An 18,031-nucleotide genomic window follows, 5' to 3' on the forward strand; every position below is an offset into this window, starting at 1 on the left:
CCCCGGCCGGAGGCTGGGGGAGAGTGAGGAGCGGGGTCCGGGGCGGAGCCCCGGAAACGGGGGGCGGGGGCTCAGCCCCCGCCCCGGCCCGCCCAATGGCCCCGCCCTCCGCCCCGACGTAGACTGATCGGCCCTGCTGGCACCCCAGACGGAGGTTCGCCGGATGACGAGCACCACCCCCACGTCGCCCCTCCTGACCGGCCCCACGGGCCGTCTCGCCGCCGTCCTGCTCGACATGGACGGCACGCTGCTCGACACCGAGGGCCTGTGGTGGGAGGCGGAGGTCGCGGTCTTCGCGCGCCTCGGTCACCGGCTCGACGAGTCCTGGCGCGGCGTCGTGGTGGGCGGCCCCATGACCCGCAGCGCCGGATACCTGATCGAGGCCACGGGCGCCGCCATCGCCCTGGAGGAGCTGAGCGGGCTGCTCAACGACGCCTTCGAGGAGCGCATCGCCCGCGATCTGCCGCTCATGCCGGGCGCGGCCCGGCTGCTCGCCGAGCTGCACGGCGCCCGCGTCCCCACCGCCCTCGTCTCCGCCTCGCACCGCCGCGTCATCGACCGCGCCCTGCCCGCGCTCGGCGCGCACCACTTCGCGCACACCGTCGCGGGCGACGAGGTGACCCGTACCAAGCCCCACCCCGAGCCGTACCTGCACGCGGCCCGCAGGCTCGGCGTGGACCCGGCCAGGTGCGTCGTGATCGAGGACACCGCGACCGGCGTCGCCTCCGCCGAGGCGGCCGGCTGCCAGGTCCTCGCCGTCCCCTCCGTGGCCCCCATCCCGGCGGCGGCGCGCCGCACGGTCGTGCCGTCACTCGACTCCGTGGATCTGACGTTCCTGCGCGGGTTGTGCGGGAACTGAGGTGAGCGGGCGCCCACATGGCAGACGGCCGGACCGATATCCGGACAGCCGGACCGTATACGGGACGTGACTGCCGGACGCCGGAAAGCAGCCGTCGCCCACAGGGGGCCGCTTGTCCCATTCGCACGTCATGCGGTGAGCTTTCTCACCCCGGGCTCCCGTCGACAGTGACCACGCTCTGTGCATCCGTCCGGTATCCGGTACGCGGGGCGGTGTCTTTGTGTCCGCATTTGGTGATCCTTCGGTGAAACCTCACCCGGCCGATGCTCCGTACCGTTGACAGCCTGTTTCCCTGCGTGTTCTCCTCGCGCGCCGTCCGCGCCCGACCGCCCGTCAAAGGCCGGTGCGGGGAGCATTAATCTCGACGCGGGACACGACGGTGTTACTTCTCGCACAAACCCGGCGGGGCCGCGCACATCCTTGCGCCTGGCCCGGGACCGACAGCTCTGGAGACATACGCGCATGAACCGCAAGACTTGGGCGCTGCCCGTCGCCATCGGCGTGCTCGCCCCCGTGCTCGCCGGCTGCGGCGGCTCGGACAGTGGCGACGGCGGTGGCAAGCCCATCGTGGTCGGCACCACCGACGCGTACGAGAAGAGCGCGGACGTGCCCGCGCCGCTCGACCCGGCGTACGCCTACGACAGCTCCCTGTGGAACGTGCTGCGCCAGACGATCCAGTCGCTCGTCCGTATCCCCAAGGGCGGCGGCCAGCCGCAGCCCGACGCGGCCAAGTCCTGCAAGTGGGTCGGCTCCGGCGGCACCGTCTACACCTGCGAGATGCGCGACGGGCTCCAGTTCCCCGACGGCACCGACATCACGTCGAAGGACGTGAAGTACTCGATCCAGCGCGTCATCGACATCAAGGACCCCAACGGTGCCGTGGGTCTGCTCTCCGGCATCAAGACGATGGACACGCCGGACGAGAAGCACATCACCTTCCACCTCAGCAGCCCGGACGCGACGCTGCCGTACAAGCTCGCCACGCCCGTCGCGGGCATCGTGCAGAAGAAGTTCTACCCGCCGAAGTCGCTGCGCAAGGGCTACGTCCTCGACGGCTCGGGTCCCTACACGCTCCAGGCCGAGACCGACAGCAAGGCCATGACGCGGGTGAAGTTCACCAAGAACCCGAAGTACAAGGGCTCGCTGACGGTGAAGAACAACCGCGTCGACCTCGTCTCCTACGCGGGCGCCCCCGCGCTCGGGGACGCCCTGGAGGCCGGGAAGATCGACGTCATGACGGGGAAGTTCGACCCCGCCCAGGTCGAGTCGCTGCTCGACAACCCGCCCGAGCACATCCAGTTCATGGAGATGTCGGGTCTGGAGACGCACTACATCATCTTCGACACGAACAACCCGGCCACGTCCAAGCCGGTCCGGCAGGCCGTGGCCCAGCTCGTCGACCGCGGCGAGATAGCCAGCAAGGTGTACTCGCCCACCGCCGAGCCGCTCTACTCGCTCGTCCCGGCGGCCATCGCGGGGCACACCAACTCCTTCTTCAACCGCTACGGCAACCCGGACGTCGCGAAGGCGAAGTCCATCCTGGAGAAGGCCGGGATCACCACCCCGGTCAAGTTCGACATGTACTACTCCAAGGAGCACTACGGGCCCGCCAAGGAGAAGGAGTACAAGCTCATCCAGAAGCAGCTCAACAGCACCGGGCTCTTCGACGTGACGCTCAAGGACGTCGCCGACTGGACGAAGTACCGCAAGCAGGGGATGGACGGCAAGTACCCCGCCTACACGATGGCGTGGGCGCCCGACTTCCCCGACGCGGACAACTACATCGCCCCGTTCCTCGACGCGGACAACTTCCTCAACTCGCCGTACAACAGCAAGGACATCCGCAAGAACCTGATCCCCGCCGAGCGGCGCGGCTCGGACCGCGGCGAGGCCGCCCCGGACCTGGAGAAGATCCAGGACATCGTCGCCGAGGACGTGCCCGTCGTCCCGATGTGGCAGGGCAAGCAGTACATCGGCGCCCGCGACGACATCACCGGCGTCGAGTGGTCGCTCAGCACCTCCACCGACCTTCAGCTCTGGGAGCTGGCCCGCGGCGTGGGCGACTGACCGCTTGACCGGCAGACCGGCGCGGGCGTCCGACCAGGTCGCCCAACTGCCCCGCAGGGCCCGCCGGATGGCTGTACCGGGGGGTAACTCCCCGTCCACTGTGCGGACTTCACACCCCACTTCGCTGTGACCTTTGTCACTGCCCCCGCTGTCGACAACGGGCGGCGCCTGTGCAGGCGCCGCCCGTTCGGCATGTCCTGGGGCGCCCATGTGTCCCGGTTCATCGACAGGTGCGCGAAAATCTTCCCCCGGCACGCCGGTCACTCCCGGCGACCCCGGCTGCGCTGCGTGATCACCCGCCGCACCCTCTTCCCGGAGCCCTCGCCGAGCGCGCACTAGTGTCGTCGCGAGCACCACGGCGTTACCCCTTCCGCAGCTCCTGGCGCTACCTCCCGCACGCCCGCACGCCCGGCATGTTCCGGTGCTCCCGCATGCCCGTACGTCGCGCACGTCCGCCGGAGACCAGGGGCCGACAGCTCTGGAGAACGACCAGCATGAACCGCAAGACTTGGGTGCTGCCGTCCGTCATCGGACTGCTCGCGCCCGTGCTCGCCGGCTGCGGCGGGCTGACGGGCTCGGACGACAAGGACAAGCCCATCGTCGTGGGCACCTCCGACTCCTTCTCCGTCAGCAAGGACATCCCCGCCCCCCTCGACCCGGCGTACTCCTACGACATCTCCTCCTGGAACCTGCTGCGGCAGACGGTCGAGCCCCTCATGCGCATCCCGCGCGGTGGCGGCGCGCCGACCCCCGAGGCCGCCCAGGAATGCTCCTTCACCGACGCCGGGCAGCAGCGCTACGTCTGCAAGCTGCGCTCGGGCCTGCAGTTCTCCAACGGGCACCCCATCACCGCGAAGACCTTCAAGTACTCGATCGAACGTGTCGTCCGCATCAGTGCCGACTCGGGCGTCAAGGCCCTGCTCACCAACATCGACACCATCGAGACGCCCACCGACCACGACCTCGTCTTCCGGCTCAAGACACCGGACGCCACCTTCCCGTACAAGCTCTCCACACCGACGGCGGGTGCCGTCGACCCCACGCTCTACCCGAAGGACAAGCTCCGCCCCGGCTTCGCCCTGGACGGCTCCGGCCCCTACACCGTCAAGCTGGAGACCGACGGCAGCACCCTCACCAACGCAGCCTTCACCCGCAATCCGAAGTACAAGGGCGGCATCAAGGCCAAGAACGACCGCATCGACCTGCGCCCCTTCAAGGACGGCAAGGGCCTCGGCGCCGCCGTCGCGGACGGCCAGGTCGACATGGTCGTCAAGGGACTGACGACCAGTGAGGCCGAGAAGTGGCTGGCGAAGCCGCCGGAGCACGTCGGCGTCACCGAGCTGCCGGCGCTGGAAATCCGCTACCTCGCCTTCGACACCGACGACCCGCTGGTCAGCAAGCCCGTGCGGCAGGCCATGGCCCACGTCGTCGACCGGGGCCAGATCGCTTCCGAGGTCTACGGGACCGCCGCCGAACCGCTCTACTCACTCGTACCCCAGGGCGTCGCCGGTCACAGCAACTCCTTCTTCAACGCCTACGGCGAACCCAGTGTCTCCAAGGCGCGCGGGGTGCTCACCGACGCCGGGATCCAGACCCCGGTCAAGCTCACCCTCCATTACACGACGGACCACTACGGGGCGCGCACCAAGGGCGAGTTCGAGGTCCTCAAGAAGCAGCTCAACGCCTCGGGTCTCTTCGACGTGGACATCAAGGGCCGCCCCTGGGTCGTCCACAAGCCCGAGGAGCAGAAGGGCAAGTACGAGGTCTACGGGATGGGCTGGTTCCCCGACTTCCCCGACCCCGACAACTTCATCGCCCCCTTCCTCGACAAGCCGAACTTCCTCAACTCCCCGTACGACAACAAGCGGATACGCGAGCAGCTCCTCCCCGAGTCGCGCCGCGCCGCCGACCGCCTCTCCACCGCCAACGGCAGCCTCCAGAAGATCCAGGACCTCGTCGCCGACGACGTCCCCTACCTCCCCCTGTGGCAGGGCAAGCAGTACGTCGCCGCCCGCGACGACATCACCGGCGTCGAGTGGTCCCTCAGCGCCTCCTCGATCCTCCAGCTCTGGGAACTCGACCGCGGCGTGGGAAGCTGAGCCACCCCCCGCGCACACGACGGCGGCCCGCCCCGAGGACCGGGGCGGGCCGCCGCGAGCCGTGCCTCACTGACCGCCCGGCCGCACCAGCCCGCTCTCGTACGCGTACACCGCCGCCTGCACCCGGTCCCGCAGGCCCAGCTTCGTGAGCACGTGCCCCACGTGCGTCTTCACGGTGGTCTCGCTCACGAACAGGTCCGCCGCGATCTCCGCGTTCGACAGCCCCCGCGCCACGAGCTTGAGCACCTCCACCTCCCGCTCCGTGAGCGTCTGGAGCGTGCTCGGCGGCTGCTCCTCGCCGGAGGGCAGGTGTCCCGCGTACTTGTCGAGCAGCCGCCGCGTCACACTCGGCGCGAGCATCGCCTCGCCGCTCGCCACCACCCGGATCGCCTGCACCAGCTCGTGCGCCGGCGCGTCCTTGAGCAGGAAGCCGCTCGCCCCCGCCCGCAGCGCCTCCACGACGTACTCGTCGAGGTCGAAGGTCGTCAGTACGAGCACCTTGACCGGGCCGTCCCGCTCGGGCCCCGTGATCTGCCGCGTCGCCTCCACGCCGTCCATGCGGGGCATCCGGATGTCCATGAGCACCACGTCCGGCTGGAGCGCCCGCACCTGGTCGAGGGCCTGCGCCCCGTCCCCGGCCTCGCCCACCACCGCCACATCGGGCTCGGCCTCCAGGATCATCCGGAAGCCGGTGCGCAGCAGCGGCTGGTCGTCCACCAGGAGGACACGGATCGCCACGGGAAGTCTCCTTCGTTAGCCCCGCGCCATTGTGCCCTGCGCCCGGGAACGGCCGGGGGGCGGTACGGGTTCAGGCCCCCGCGCCCGCCGCGGGCGGCTCCCCGGCAGGGCGGACCGGGAGCGGGTAGGGCGGGGGAGTGCCGCCGAACTCCGGGCACACCGCCCGGTGGTCGCACCAGCCGCACAGCTTGGACGGCCGCGGCCGCCAGTCCCCGCTCGCCGTCGCCTCCTCGATCGCCCGCCACAGCGCGTGCAGCTTCCGCTCGACGCGCTCCAGGTCACCGGGGACCGGGTCGTACGTGAGCACGTCACCGCTGCCGAGGTAGACGAGCTGGAGCCGGCGCGGCACGACGCCCTTCAGGCGCCACACCACGAGCGCGTAGAACTTCATCTGGAAGAGCGCGCCCTCCGCGTACTGGGGGCGCGGCGCCTTGCCCGTCTTGTAGTCGACGATGCGGACGTCCCCGCTCCCGGGCGCGATGTCGACGCGGTCGATGATGCCGCGCAGCCGCAGGCCGGAGTCGAGCGAGGTCTCCACGAACAGCTCGCGCTCGGCGGGTTCGAGCCGCGTGGGGTCCTCCAGCGTGAACCACCGCTCGACGAGCCGTTCGGCCGAGGCGAGCCACGCGGTGAGCCGCTCGCCCGCCGACCCGGGCGCGCCCCCGTCCTCGACCTCCGCGAACAGCTCGTCCAGCTCGGGCCGCGCCGCGCGCAGCTTCTCCCACTGCCCCGGGAGCAGTGCCGTGGCCCGCTGTGCCGTGCGCTCGGCGGCGGGCGCGTCGAAGAGCCGCTCAAGGACCGCGTGCACGAGCGTGCCCCGCGTCGCCGCCTCGCTCGGCTTCTCGGGCAGCCGGTCGATGACCCGGAAGCGGTAGAGCAGCGGGCACTGCATGAAGTCGCTCGCGCGCGAGGGCGAGAGCGAGGAAGGCGGCGCGGGCGGCCTCGGCGCCGGCACGGGCACGGCCTGCGCCGGTACGGGCGCCGCCTCCACCGTACCGGGGGACACGCCCTCGTCCGCCGCAGTCACCTGCGCCACCCCGCTTTCCTCGCCGCCCGTCCCACGGGCCTCCGGTACCGGCCCCCGCACCGCACTGCTCTCCATGACCCCCGACCCTACGGCCCCGCAAGGACATCCCGCCGCATACCATCGACTGCGTCAAGGCACCGACGAGGGGAACGTTTCACCGTGGACGAACGCGGCGAGAACGGGCAAGCGCCCACCGGGGGTCCCGGCGGTCGCCCGCCCGCCCCGCACGGCCCGCCCCGCAAACGTCCCCCGCGTGAGCCGGGGGAGCCGGGCAACGGCTTCCTCGTCGGGCGTCCCTTCGGCGTACCGGTGTACGTCGCACCGAGCTGGTTCCTCGTCGCCGCGCTCATCACCTGGGTCTTCGGCGGACAGCTCGACCGGGTCCTGCCCGAACTCGGCGGCGTCCGCTACCTCGTCTCGCTCTTCTTCGCGCTCGCCTTCTACGCCTCCGTCCTCGTCCACGAACTCGCCCACACCGTCGCGGCCCTCCGCTTCGGCCTGCCCGTGCGCCGCATCCAGCTCCAGTTCTTCGGCGGCGTCTCGGAGATCGAGAAGGAGAGCGAACGCCCCGGCCGCGAATTCGTCCTCGCCTTCGTCGGCCCGCTCCTCTCCCTCGTCCTCGCCGCCGTCTTCTACGGCTTCCTGTACGTGGTCGAGCCGGGCACCGTGCCGGGCGTGCTCGTCGCCGGGCTGATGATCTCCAACCTCATCGTCGCCGTCTTCAACCTGCTCCCCGGGCTCCCGCTCGACGGCGGCCGGATGCTCCGCGCCGTCGTCTGGAAGTGCACGGGCAGCGCGATGAAGGGCAGCGTCGCCGCCGCCTGGGCCGGGCGCGCGCTCGCCGTCGCCGTCCTGATCGGGCTCCCGCTGCTCACCCAGTCGGACCTGCTCGGCGAGGCCCCCGAGACGGTGAGCGCCAGCGACACCGTCTTCGACGCGCTGCTCGCCGCGATCCTCGCCGCCATCATCTGGACCGGCGCGGGCAACGGCCTGCGCATGGCCCGCCTGCGCGAACACCTCCCGGAGCTGCGCGTACGCACCCTCACCCGGCGCGCCATCCCCGTCGAGGGCCCGACCCCGCTCTCCGAGGCGCTGCGCCGCGCCAACGAGGCGGGCGCCCGCGCCCTCGTCGTCGTCGACGGGTACGGGACGCCGCAGGCCCTCGTCCGCGAGAGCGCGATCGTCGCCGTGCCCGAGCACCGCCGCCCCTGGGTCGCCGTCTCGACCCTCGCCCAGGACCTCACCGACGACCTGCGCGTCTCCGCCGAACTCGGCGGCGAGGAACTGCTGGAGCGGCTGCGCGCGCACCCGGCCAGCGAGTACCTCGTCGTCGAGGAGACCGGCGAGATCTACGGGGTCCTCTCCGCCGCCGACGTCGACCGCGCCTTCGTCCGGGCCATGGCCAGGCCGTGACGGCTCTGTGCGGGAGCACCCGAGCGGGCCGGTAGGCTTGCGCACATGTCCGAACCGACCGGTGCCGCCCGCCGACGCGGGCCCTTCACGGTCGGGGACCAGGTACAGCTCACCGACCCCAAGGGCCGCCACTACACCTTCACGCTCGAAGCCGGGAAGAACTTCCACACCCACAAGGGTTCCTTCCCGCACGACGAGCTGATCGGCTCCCCCGAAGGCAGCGTGGTCCGCACCACCGGGAACGTCGCCTATCTCGCGCTGCGCCCCCTGCTCCCCGACTTCGTCCTGTCCATGCCCCGCGGCGCTGCCGTCGTCTATCCCAAGGACGCCGGGCAGATCATCGCCTTCGCCGACATCTTCCCCGGCGCGCGCGTCGTCGAGGCCGGAGTGGGCTCCGGCTCGCTGAGCGCCTTCCTGCTGCGCGCCATCGGCGACCACGGGATGCTGCACAGCTACGAGCGGCGCGCCGACTTCGCGGAGATCGCGCAGGGCAACGTGGAGCGCTACTTCGGCGGCCCGCACCCCGCCTGGCAGCTCACCGTGGGGGACCTCCAGGACCACCTGAGCGACACCGAGGTCGACCGCGTCGTCCTCGACATGCTCGCGCCCTGGGAGTGCCTGGAAGCCGTCTCCAAGGCGCTCGTGCCCGGCGGCATCCTGTGCTGCTACGTGGCGACGACGACGCAGCTCTCGCGCACCGTCGAGACGATCCGCGAGCACGGCTGCTTCGCCGAGCCGCAGCCGTGGGAGTCGATGATCCGCAACTGGCACGTGGAGGGCCTCGCGGTCCGCCCCGACCACCGCATGATCGGCCACACCGGCTTCCTCGTCACCGCCCGCCGCCTCGCCGACGGCGTCGAGCCCCCCATGCGCCGCCGCCGCCCCGCCAAGGGCGCCTACGGAGACGACTACGAGGGACCGGGCAGCGCCAACAGCCACTGACCCACCCCGCCCGTGCGCTGGAGTGGGCAGTCGTCCGCTCCCTCTCCGCCCTGCTGTGGGCATTCGTTCCGCAGGGGCGGAACGGGTGGGCGCAGCAGGGCGGAGAGGAAGCGGATCTCGCAGAGGGATGCCTCCGTGCGACCCCCCCCCGCCGGCGAACGGCGCCCCGGCGGGGCCACCCCGCCCTACCCCACCCCTGTGAGGTATGGCACGATGCCGACCACCCCACCGGCACGCGCCCACAGCGGGAGACACACCCTCGTGCAGCACCCCGTCGAACCGGAACTGGCCCACACCCGCACCACCCCCCTGCACTGGCTCGCCGTCGCCGCGGCGCTCTGCGCGGTGATCTCCCTCTCCTCGGCCTTCCAGCCCGACGAGGCCGACGCCACCACGCACCACGCCGGTGCCAAGCCCTCGCCCCGCGCCCCGGCCCGCCCGGTCCCCGCGCCGGACGCCGCGCTCGCCACGTACCCCCTCACCTGCCCCACCCCGCCCGGCGAGAAGGCGAAGCCGCCGACGCTCGCCGAGCACGTCGCGGGCGACCTCGACGGGGACGGCAGCCCGGAGACCGTCGCGCTGGTCCACTGCGCGGCCGGCTCCGGCAATCCGCCCGAGGGCCTGTACGTCCTCACCCGCACGGCGGCCGAGAAGAAGCCGCGCGTGGTCGCGACCCTCCTCGACCCCGCCGAGCAGCGCACGGTCGAGGAACTGACGATCCACCGCGGCGAGGTGCGCGCGAGCGTCCTCGGCTACTCCAGCCTGGACGTCCCCCGCTGCTGCCCCGACGTCCACCAGGCCACCGCCTGGGCCTGGCACGGGAAGCGCTTCACGCGCACCAGCCCCGGCGCCCCCGCGGGCGACGGCCTCGCCTGAACCCGCGTCAGCCCCTCCCGGCATGCGGCCCGCTCCGCCCCGGGTGACGATGGGCCCTGTCCGCCGTCGCCCCGGTCAGGAGCCCCCGCCATGTCCCCTCCGCGCGTTCTGGTGATCGGCGCGGGTTTCGCCGGAGTCGAGTGCCTGCACCGCCTGGAGCGGACGCTGCGCCCCGAGGAAGCGGAACTCGTCCTCGTCTCGCCCGAGGACTACCAGCTCTACCTCCCGCTGCTGCCGCACGTCGCCGCGGGACTGCTCACGCCCCAGTCCATCGCGGTGTCCCTGCGCCGCCGGCTGCGCCGCACCCGGTACGCCCCGGGCATCGCGATCGGCGTCGACCACGAGCGGCGGCACGTCACCGTACGGACCCCCGAGGGACACGAGCGCGTGCTGCGCTACGACATCCTGCTCCTCGCCGCGGGCAGTACGACGCGCCTCCTCGGCATCCCGGGCGTGAGCGAACACGCCCTCGGCATGAAGACCCTTGCCCAGGCCGCCTATCTGCGCGACCACGTCATCGCCCAGCTCGACGCCGCCGCGGTCGCCACCGATCCCGCCGAGCGCGCCGAACGCCTGCGCTTCCTCGTGGTCGGCGGCGGCTACGCGGGCACCGAGACCGCCGCCTCGCTCCAGCTCCTCACCAGCGCCGCCGTGCGCCGCTTCCCGCGCCTGGACCCGGCCGAGCTGAGCTGGCACCTCGTCGACATCGCCCCGCGCCTGCTCCCGGAGATCGGCGAGCGCCTCGGCGACGACGCCCTGCGCGCCCTTCGCGCGCGCGGCATCGAGATCTCGCTCGGCACGAGCGTCGCCCGGCTCACCGCGCGCTCCGTCGAGCTGACGGACGGCCGGGTCCTGCCCACCCGCACGCTCGTGTGGACGGCGGGGGTCGCGGCGAGCCCCCTCATGACGACCGTCGAGACGGAACTCGCGCGGGGGCGGCTCGTGACGACGGCCGAGATGGCCGTGCCCGGGGCGCCGGGCGTCTTCGCCGTCGGCGACGCCGCCGCCGTGCCCGACCTCGCCAAGGGCGGCGACGCGATCACCCCGCCCACGGCCCAGCACTCGCAGCGGCAGGGCAAGGCGGTCGCGTACAACATCGCGGCCCGGCTGCGCGGCACCGAGCCGCGCCCGTACTACCACCGCGACCTCGGCCTCGTCGTGGACCTCGGCGACAAGTACGCCGTCTCCCGGCCGCTCGGCATCGGCCTCACCGGACTGCCCGCCCAGGCGGTGGCCCGCGGCTACCACCTCGCGGCGCTCCCGACGCTGACCGCGCGTACCCGCGTCCTCGTCAACTGGACGCTCAAGGCCACCACCGGCGACGACTTCGTCAGCACCGGCTTCCAGCGCGGCCGCCCCGCGACCCTCCCGCACTTCGAGCACACGGAGCTGTACGAGGGCGCGAAGAAGGGCACGGCGGAAGCGGAACCGGGGTGAGGCCGGTCCCGTGCGGGACGGCGGGGAGGATGCGGGGGCTCAGCCCGCGTCGGCCTCCGGCCCGTAGACCTCCACGCGGTCCGTGACCCGGCGCACGTGGATGCACTCGCCGGGGCACTCCTTCGCCGAGTCCACGACGTCCCTCAGCAGCGGCAGCGGGACGCGGGTGGTCGCGCCGGGGGCCTGGAGGAGTTCGTCGTCGCCGCTCTTGACGTACGCGAGCCCGTCGATGTCCAGCTCGAAGACCTCCGGCGCGTACTGCGCGCAGATGCCGTCGCCCGTGCACAGGTCCTGGTCGATCCAGACCTCCAGCGGTTCGTCCTCCCGCGCCGCGAGCCCGGACTCCTGCTGTGCGGTCATGTTTCCTGCCGTTTCCTCTGCGTGAAGCCCGCCACCGTCAAGGGGCGTTGAACACCTCGACGATACAACCGGGCCGCTTGGGCGGGGGATGGGTGGGTATTCCCCTCGGGAGAGGGAGAGCGCAAGGGTGAACATCGGACACGCCCCACCGTCTTTTTGATCTAGGGGTTTCAACCGGCACCCGCCCAGGTAGGGTCTGGAAGCGTCCAGCTCCCTTTGGAGGAGGTGAGGACCGTGGCAGCCCACGACGACGACATGAACCGCGGCATCCGCCCGGGCCGGGGGTCCGAGGACCCGCTCGCCCAGGTCGCCCAGCTTGAGCAGGAGATCGCCGTCCTGCGGCGCAAGCTCGCCGACTCACCGCGTCATACAAGGATTCTTGAGGACCGGATCGTCGAGCTTCAGACCAACCTGGCCGGGGTGTCCGCGCAGAACGAACGACTGGCGAACACCCTCCGCGAGGCCCGCGACCAGATCGTGGCCCTCAAGGAGGAAGTGGATCGTCTTGCCCAGCCCCCCGCGGGCTTCGGTGTCTTCCTCGCGGCGAACGAGGACGGCACCGTCGACATCTTCACCGGCGGGCGCAAGCTCCGGGTGAACGTCAGCCCCGAGATCGAGACCGACACCTTGCAGCGTGGCCAGGAGGTCATGCTCAACGAAGCGCTCAACGTGGTCGAGGCCATGGAGTTCGAGCGCGCGGGCGACATCGTCACCCTCAAGGAGATCCTGGAGGACGGCGAACGCGCCCTCGTGGTGGGGCACACCGACGAGGAGCGCGTGGTGCGCCTCGCCGAGCCCCTCATGGGCGTCACCATCAGGGCGGGCGACGCCCTGCTGCTCGACTCCCGTTCCGGGTACGTCTTCGAGATCGTGCCCAAGAGCGAGGTCGAGGAACTGGTCCTCGAAGAGGTCCCGGACATCGGCTACGAGCAGATCGGCGGCCTGGGCAACCAGATCGAGCTGATCCGCGACGCCGTCGAGCTCCCGTACCTCTACCCGGACCTCTTCAAGGAGCACGAGCTGCGGCCGCCCAAGGGCGTGCTGCTCTACGGCCCGCCCGGCTGCGGCAAGACGCTCATCGCCAAGGCCGTCGCCAACTCGCTCGCCAAGAAGGTGGCCGAGGTCACCGGACAGGCGGCGGGCAAGAGCTACTTCCTGAACATCAAGGGCCCCGAGCTGCTCAACAAGTACGTCGGCGAGACCGAGCGGCACATCCGCCTGGTCTTCCAGCGGGCCCGGGAGAAGGCGAGCGAGGGCACCCCCGTCATCGTCTTCTTCGACGAGATGGAATCCCTCTTCCGCACCCGGGGTTCCGGCGTCAGCTCGGACGTGGAGAACACCATCGTTCCCCAGCTGCTCGCCGAGATCGACGGCGTGGAGGGCCTGGAGAACGTCATCGTCATCGGTGCGTCGAACCGCGAGGACATGATCGACCCCGCGATCCTGCGCCCGGGACGGCTCGACGTGAAGATCAAGATCGAGCGTCCGGACGCCGAGGCGGCCAAGGACATCTTCGCGAAGTACCTCACCGACCGGCTCCCGCTGCACACCGACGACCTCGCCGAGCACACGGGCGACAAGGCGGAGACCGTCCACGGCATGATCCAGTCCGTGGTCGAGCAGATGTACGCCGAATCGGACGAGAACCGCTTCCTCGAAGTGACCTATGCCAACGGCGACAAGGAAGTCCTGTACTTCAAGGACTTCAACTCCGGCGCCATGATCGAGAACATCGTCGGCCGCGCCAAGAAGATGGCCATCAAGGCCTTCCTCGAACAGAACCAGAAGGGCCTTCGCGTCTCCCACCTCCTCCAGGCCTGCGTGGACGAGTTCAAGGAGAACGAGGACCTTCCCAACACCACCAACCCGGACGACTGGGCCCGCATCTCCGGCAAGAAGGGGGAACGGATCGTCTACATCCGCACCCTCGTCACCGGGAAGCAGGGCGCCGACACCGGTCGCTCGATCGACACGGTGGCGAACACCGGTCAGTACCTGTAGGGATCAGTACCCGCAGAGACACGCACGCGCAGGAGGCCGCGGTCGCTCCCCGGAGCCCCGCGGCCTCCCGCGTTGGCGACGGTAAAGGAATAACCCCCACCAGCGACGCACAAGCGTTCTAGGCTCAGCGATATCACCGGGCGGCGCGGCGCGGGACGGGGACCGGGCGCGCGCCCGAGCGCGCACGGTACTGGAGCGCGGCTCCCGCGGGGGAGCGGCGCCGGGCAAGGAGGGCCGCATGACCGTACGGCGAGTAATGGGCATCGAGACGGAGTACGGGATCTCCGTGCCCGGTCACCCGAACGCCAATGCCATGCTCACCTCGTCCCAGATCGTCAACGCCTACGCGGCGGCGATGCACCGGGCCAGGCGGGCACGCTGGGACTTCGAGGAGGAGAACCCGCTGCGCGACGCGCGCGGCTTCGACCTCGCCCGCGAGTCCGCCGACTCCACCCAGCTCACCGACGAGGACATCGGCCTCGCCAACGTCATCCTCACCAACGGCGCCCGGCTCTACGTGGACCACGCCCACCCCGAGTACAGCTCCCCGGAGGTCACCGGGCCCAGGGACGCCGTGCTGTGGGACAAGGCGGGGGAGCGCATCATGGCCGAGGCCGCCGAGCGCGCCGCCGCCGTGCCGAACACGCACCCCATCCACCTCTACAAGAACAACACCGACAACAAGGGCGCCTCCTACGGCACCCACGAGAACTACCTGATGTCCCGGGAGACCCCCTTCGGCGACATCGTCCGCCACCTCACGCCCTTCTTCGTCTCGCGGCAGGTCGTCACGGGCGCCGGCCGCGTCGGGATCGGGCAGGACGGCCGCGAGCACGGGTTCCAGCTCAGCCAGCGCGCCGACTACTTCGAGGTCGAGGTGGGCCTGGAGACGACGCTGAAGCGGCCGATCATCAACACCCGCGACGAGCCGCACTCGGACGCCGAGAAGTACCGCAGGCTGCACGTCATCATCGGTGACGCGAACCTCTCGGAGATCTCCACCTACCTCAAGCTCGGCACCACCTCGCTCGTCCTCGCGATGATCGAGGACGGCTTCATCGCCGTCGACCTCGCCGTGGACCAGCCGGTCCGTACCCTCCACCAGGTCTCGCACGACCCCTCGCTCAAGCAGCTCGTGAAGCTGCGCGACGGCCGCAGCCTCACCGCCGTCCAGCTCCAGATGGAGTACTGCGCCCTCGCCCGCAAATACGTGGACGAGCGGTACGGGAGTGACGCGGACGAGGAGACCACCGACATCCTCAGCCGCTGGGAGGACACCCTCGACCGCCTGGAGCGGGACCCCGGCAGCCTCTCCAAGGAGCTGGACTGGGTCGCCAAGCGTGAGCTGATGGAGGGCTACCGGCGCCGCGACGGACTGGGCTGGGACGCCGCGCGGCTCCACCTCGTCGACCTCCAGTACGCCGACGTACGGCCCGACAAGGGGCTCTACAACCGGCTCGTCGCCCGCGGCAGCATGAAACGGCTGCTGAGCGAGGAGGAGGTCTCCCGCGCGGTCTTCGACCCGCCGGAGGACACCAGGGCCTACTTCCGCGGGCGCTGCCTGGCACAGTACGCGGACGAGGTCGCCGCCGCCTCCTGGGACTCGGTGATCTTCGACCTGCCCGACCGCGACTCCTTGCAGCGCGTCGCGACGCTGGAGCCCTTGCGCGGTACACGTACCCACGTCAAGGACCTTCTCGATCGCTGCCGCACGGCCGAAGAGCTGGTCAGAGCCCTGACCGGTCCCTGAGCGGCGCCAATCCGTGACCTCGTGGGGGCCTGAAAAGGTCCCCACGAGGGAAACATCAGGGCAGGCAGCGCGTTGAGCAATCACGGGGCCGGATCGCGGCCCTGCTTGTAGGGTCGGAGAGAACCGATCTTGGGGCCGGGAAAGTCCCGGCACACCACGACACATCCAGCGGGGCACACCGAGCGGGGTGAGGCAGATGGCGACCAAGGACACCGGCGGCGGACAGCAGAAGGCGACGCGGTCCACCGAGGAGACCGAGGAACAGACCCAGGACGCACAGGACTCCTCGGATCTCAAGGAGCGCCAGGAGAAGCTGAGCGACGACGTGGACTCCGTCCTGGACGAGATCGACGACGTCCTGGAGGAGAACGCGGAGGACTTCGTGCGCAGCTTCGTCCAGAAGGGCGGGGAGTAGCGCACCCCGGTGGGGCCGCGACCCCACGAGCGCACGTACGGACGCGGGACGTCCCGGCAGACCCCGGGGCGTCCCGCGCCGTGCTTCCCGCCCGGCCCCTCCCGTGCCGCTCCGTCAAGGCGCAGGTCAGCGGCCCGCGCATCCGTGGGGCACGGGTTTGCCGCTGTGGGTGGTTCCGCCCGCCGTGGCGGGTAGGGTCCGAGGCGTACGCACCGTCATCAACCGCTACCGGGCCCGTCGGCGCGGATGAGCGCCCCCGTGGCGCCGCGACCGGACCGCCGCCCGACCGGAGGGAAACATGGGAGCACACACGCGTCACACCGGGCGTCTGCCCGCCGCCTTCCTGACACCCGGTTCCTCCTCGTTCCTGGACTTCCTGTCCGAGCACCAGCCCGAACTGCTGCCCGGCAACCGGCAACTGCCCGTCAAGGGAGCCATCGAACTGCCGCACGGGACCACGATCCTGGCCCTCGCCTTCGAGGGCGGCGTCATCCTCGCCGGTGACCGCAGGGCCACGATGGGGAACGTCATCGCCCAGCGGGACGTCGAGAAGGTCTTCCCCGCCGACGAGTACTCGGCCGTCGGCATCGCGGGCACCGCCGGGCTCGCCGTCGAGATGGTCAAGCTCTTCCAGCTCGAACTGGAGCACTTCGAGAAGGTCGAGGGCGCCCAGCTCTCCCTGGAGGGCAAGGCGAACCGCCTCGCCACGATGATCCGCGGCAACCTCGGCATGGCCATGCAGGGCCTCGCCGTCGTCCCGCTCTTCGCCGGCTACGACGTCGACCGCGGCACGGGCCGCATCTTCTCCTACGACGTCGCGGGCGGCCGCTCCGAGGAGTACGGCTACGCCTCGACGGGCTCGGGCTCGGTCTTCGCCCGGGGCGCGCTCAAGAAGCTCTACCGTCCCGGCCTCAGCTCCGACGAGGCGAGCGTCCTCGCCATCCAGGCGCTCTACGACGCCGCCGACGACGACTCGGCGACCGGCGGCCCGGACCTGGGCCGCCGCATCTTCCCGATCATCAGCGTCATCACGGACGAGGGCTACCGCCGCGTCTCCGAGGAGGAGACCGCCCGTATCGCCGAGGACGTGCAGCGCCGCAGGCTCGCGCAGCCGGACGGGCCGCGCGCCGAACTCCTCTGACCCCGACACTCCGAAGACCTCCCCCGACCCCGACAGAAAGCGACGGTCAGCCGGTGTCCACGCCGTTCTACGTCTCACCCCAGCAGGCGATGGCCGACCGGGCGGAGTACGCCCGCAAGGGCATCGCCCGAGGCCGCAGCCTCGTCGTGCTCCAGTACGCCGACGGCATTGTCTTCGTCGGCGAGAACCCCTCCAGGGCCCTCCACAAGTTCAGCGAGATCTACGACCGCATCGCCTTCGCGGCGGCCGGCAAGTACAACGAGTACGAGAACCTGCGCATCGGCGGCGTCCGCTACGCCGACCTGCGCGGCTACACCTACGACCGCACCGACGTCACCGCGCGCGGACTCGCCAACGTCTACGCCCAGACGCTCGGCACCATCTTCTCCAGCAACGCCGAGAAGCCGTACGAGGTCGAACTCGTCGTCGCCGAGGTCGGGGACACCCCCGACGGCGACCAGATCTACCGGCTCCCGCACGACGGCTCGATCGTCGACGAGCACGGCTCGGTCGCGGTCGGCGGCAACGCGGAGCAGATCAGCGGCTGGCTCGACCAGCGCCACCGCGACGGGATGACCCTCGCCGAGGCCCTCAAGCTCGCCGTCCAGGCCCTCGCCCGCGACGCCAACGGCAGCGAGCGCGAGATCCCGGCGGAGCGCCTGGAGGTCGCCGTCCTCGACCGTACGAGGGCGCAGCAGCGCAAGTTCCGCCGCCTCACCGGCACCCACCTGGCCCGCCTCCTCGCGGGCGAGGCGGCCGGGGACGACGCGGAGGACACCGAGGCCCCGGCCGCTCCGGCCGAGGGCGAGGACACCGACGAGAGCTGAGCCCCGGCGGGCGGCCCCGGCCGTCCGGCGGGATCACACGGCCCCGTGCCCCTGGTGGGTGCGGGGCCGTCGCGCGCCG

General features: G+C 71.2%; 15 protein-coding genes. 12 read left to right on the forward strand and 3 right to left on the reverse strand.

Annotated features, from left to right (window positions below):
• The first annotated feature begins 163 nt into the window (after window positions 1-163).
• From G3I42_RS23020 to G3I42_RS23030, 3 genes are all read left to right on the forward strand, one after another.
• Window positions 164-859, forward strand: a complete 696-nt coding sequence (locus G3I42_RS23020; RefSeq protein WP_164288864.1) for an HAD family phosphatase — start codon at window positions 164-166, stop codon at window positions 857-859.
• 462 nt (window positions 860-1,321) lie between these two features.
• Window positions 1,322-2,926: an ABC transporter substrate-binding protein gene (locus G3I42_RS23025; RefSeq protein ID WP_164288866.1), complete on the forward strand. Its 1,605-nt coding sequence runs from the start codon at window positions 1,322-1,324 to the stop codon at window positions 2,924-2,926.
• A gap of 494 nt (window positions 2,927-3,420) precedes the next feature.
• The gene (locus tag G3I42_RS23030) at window positions 3,421-5,025 is read left to right on the forward strand and encodes an ABC transporter substrate-binding protein (protein ID WP_164288868.1); all 1,605 of its coding nucleotides are present in this window, start codon (window positions 3,421-3,423) and stop codon (window positions 5,023-5,025) included.
• A gap of 66 nt (window positions 5,026-5,091) precedes the next feature.
• Here the strand turns inward: G3I42_RS23030 and G3I42_RS23035 are convergent, their stop codons facing one another.
• The gene (locus tag G3I42_RS23035) at window positions 5,092-5,763 is read right to left on the reverse strand and encodes a response regulator transcription factor (protein ID WP_164288870.1); all 672 of its coding nucleotides are present in this window, start codon (window positions 5,761-5,763) and stop codon (window positions 5,092-5,094) included.
• A gap of 70 nt (window positions 5,764-5,833) precedes the next feature.
• On the reverse strand, window positions 5,834-6,724 hold the full coding sequence (locus G3I42_RS23040) for a PD-(D/E)XK nuclease family protein (RefSeq protein WP_343244635.1): 891 nt from the start codon (window positions 6,722-6,724) through the stop codon (window positions 5,834-5,836).
• Between the two features lie 225 nt (window positions 6,725-6,949).
• Between G3I42_RS23040 and G3I42_RS23045 the strand changes: the two genes are divergently transcribed.
• The 4 genes from G3I42_RS23045 (at window position 6,950) to G3I42_RS23060 (ending at window position 11,458) form a co-directional block, all read left to right on the forward strand.
• Window positions 6,950-8,203, forward strand: a complete 1,254-nt coding sequence (locus G3I42_RS23045; RefSeq protein ID WP_164288872.1) for a site-2 protease family protein — start codon at window positions 6,950-6,952, stop codon at window positions 8,201-8,203.
• Between the two features lie 45 nt (window positions 8,204-8,248).
• On the forward strand, window positions 8,249-9,145 hold the full coding sequence (locus G3I42_RS23050) for a tRNA (adenine-N1)-methyltransferase (protein WP_164288874.1): 897 nt from the start codon (window positions 8,249-8,251) through the stop codon (window positions 9,143-9,145).
• A gap of 261 nt (window positions 9,146-9,406) precedes the next feature.
• On the forward strand, window positions 9,407-10,021 hold the full coding sequence (locus tag G3I42_RS23055) for a hypothetical protein (protein ID WP_164288891.1): 615 nt from the start codon (window positions 9,407-9,409) through the stop codon (window positions 10,019-10,021).
• Window positions 10,022-10,111: 90 nt separating this feature from the next.
• Complete coding sequence (locus G3I42_RS23060) at window positions 10,112-11,458, forward strand: FAD-dependent oxidoreductase (RefSeq protein ID WP_164288876.1); 1,347 nt, start codon at window positions 10,112-10,114, stop codon at window positions 11,456-11,458.
• 39 nt (window positions 11,459-11,497) lie between these two features.
• Here the strand turns inward: G3I42_RS23060 and G3I42_RS23065 are convergent, their stop codons facing one another.
• A complete protein-coding gene (locus G3I42_RS23065) occupies window positions 11,498-11,818 on the reverse strand; it encodes a ferredoxin (RefSeq protein ID WP_164288878.1) in 321 nt (106 codons plus the stop codon).
• A gap of 234 nt (window positions 11,819-12,052) precedes the next feature.
• On the opposite strand from G3I42_RS23065, the gene arc reads away from it, so the two are divergent.
• The 5 genes from arc (at window position 12,053) to prcA (ending at window position 17,952) form a co-directional block, all read left to right on the forward strand.
• Window positions 12,053-13,819 (forward strand): proteasome ATPase, encoded by a 1,767-nt coding sequence (gene arc / locus G3I42_RS23075; RefSeq protein WP_164288880.1) that lies wholly within the window; start codon window positions 12,053-12,055, stop codon window positions 13,817-13,819.
• 238 nt (window positions 13,820-14,057) lie between these two features.
• A complete protein-coding gene (dop, locus tag G3I42_RS23080; RefSeq protein WP_164288882.1) occupies window positions 14,058-15,569 on the forward strand; it encodes a depupylase/deamidase Dop in 1,512 nt (503 codons plus the stop codon).
• A gap of 196 nt (window positions 15,570-15,765) precedes the next feature.
• Window positions 15,766-15,984: a ubiquitin-like protein Pup gene (locus G3I42_RS23085; RefSeq protein WP_007828998.1), complete on the forward strand. Its 219-nt coding sequence runs from the start codon at window positions 15,766-15,768 to the stop codon at window positions 15,982-15,984.
• Window positions 15,985-16,282: 298 nt separating this feature from the next.
• On the forward strand, window positions 16,283-17,125 hold the full coding sequence (gene prcB, locus G3I42_RS23090) for a proteasome subunit beta (protein WP_164288884.1): 843 nt from the start codon (window positions 16,283-16,285) through the stop codon (window positions 17,123-17,125).
• A 53-nt stretch (window positions 17,126-17,178) separates the two neighbouring features.
• Window positions 17,179-17,952, forward strand: coding sequence for a proteasome subunit alpha (prcA, locus tag G3I42_RS23095; protein WP_164288885.1), 774 nt, complete (start codon window positions 17,179-17,181; stop codon window positions 17,950-17,952).
• The last annotated feature ends 79 nt before the right edge of the window (window positions 17,953-18,031 follow it).

The organism is Streptomyces sp. SID11385 (assembly GCF_010548245.1).
Classification (GTDB): Bacteria; Actinomycetota; Actinomycetes; order Streptomycetales; family Streptomycetaceae; genus Streptomyces.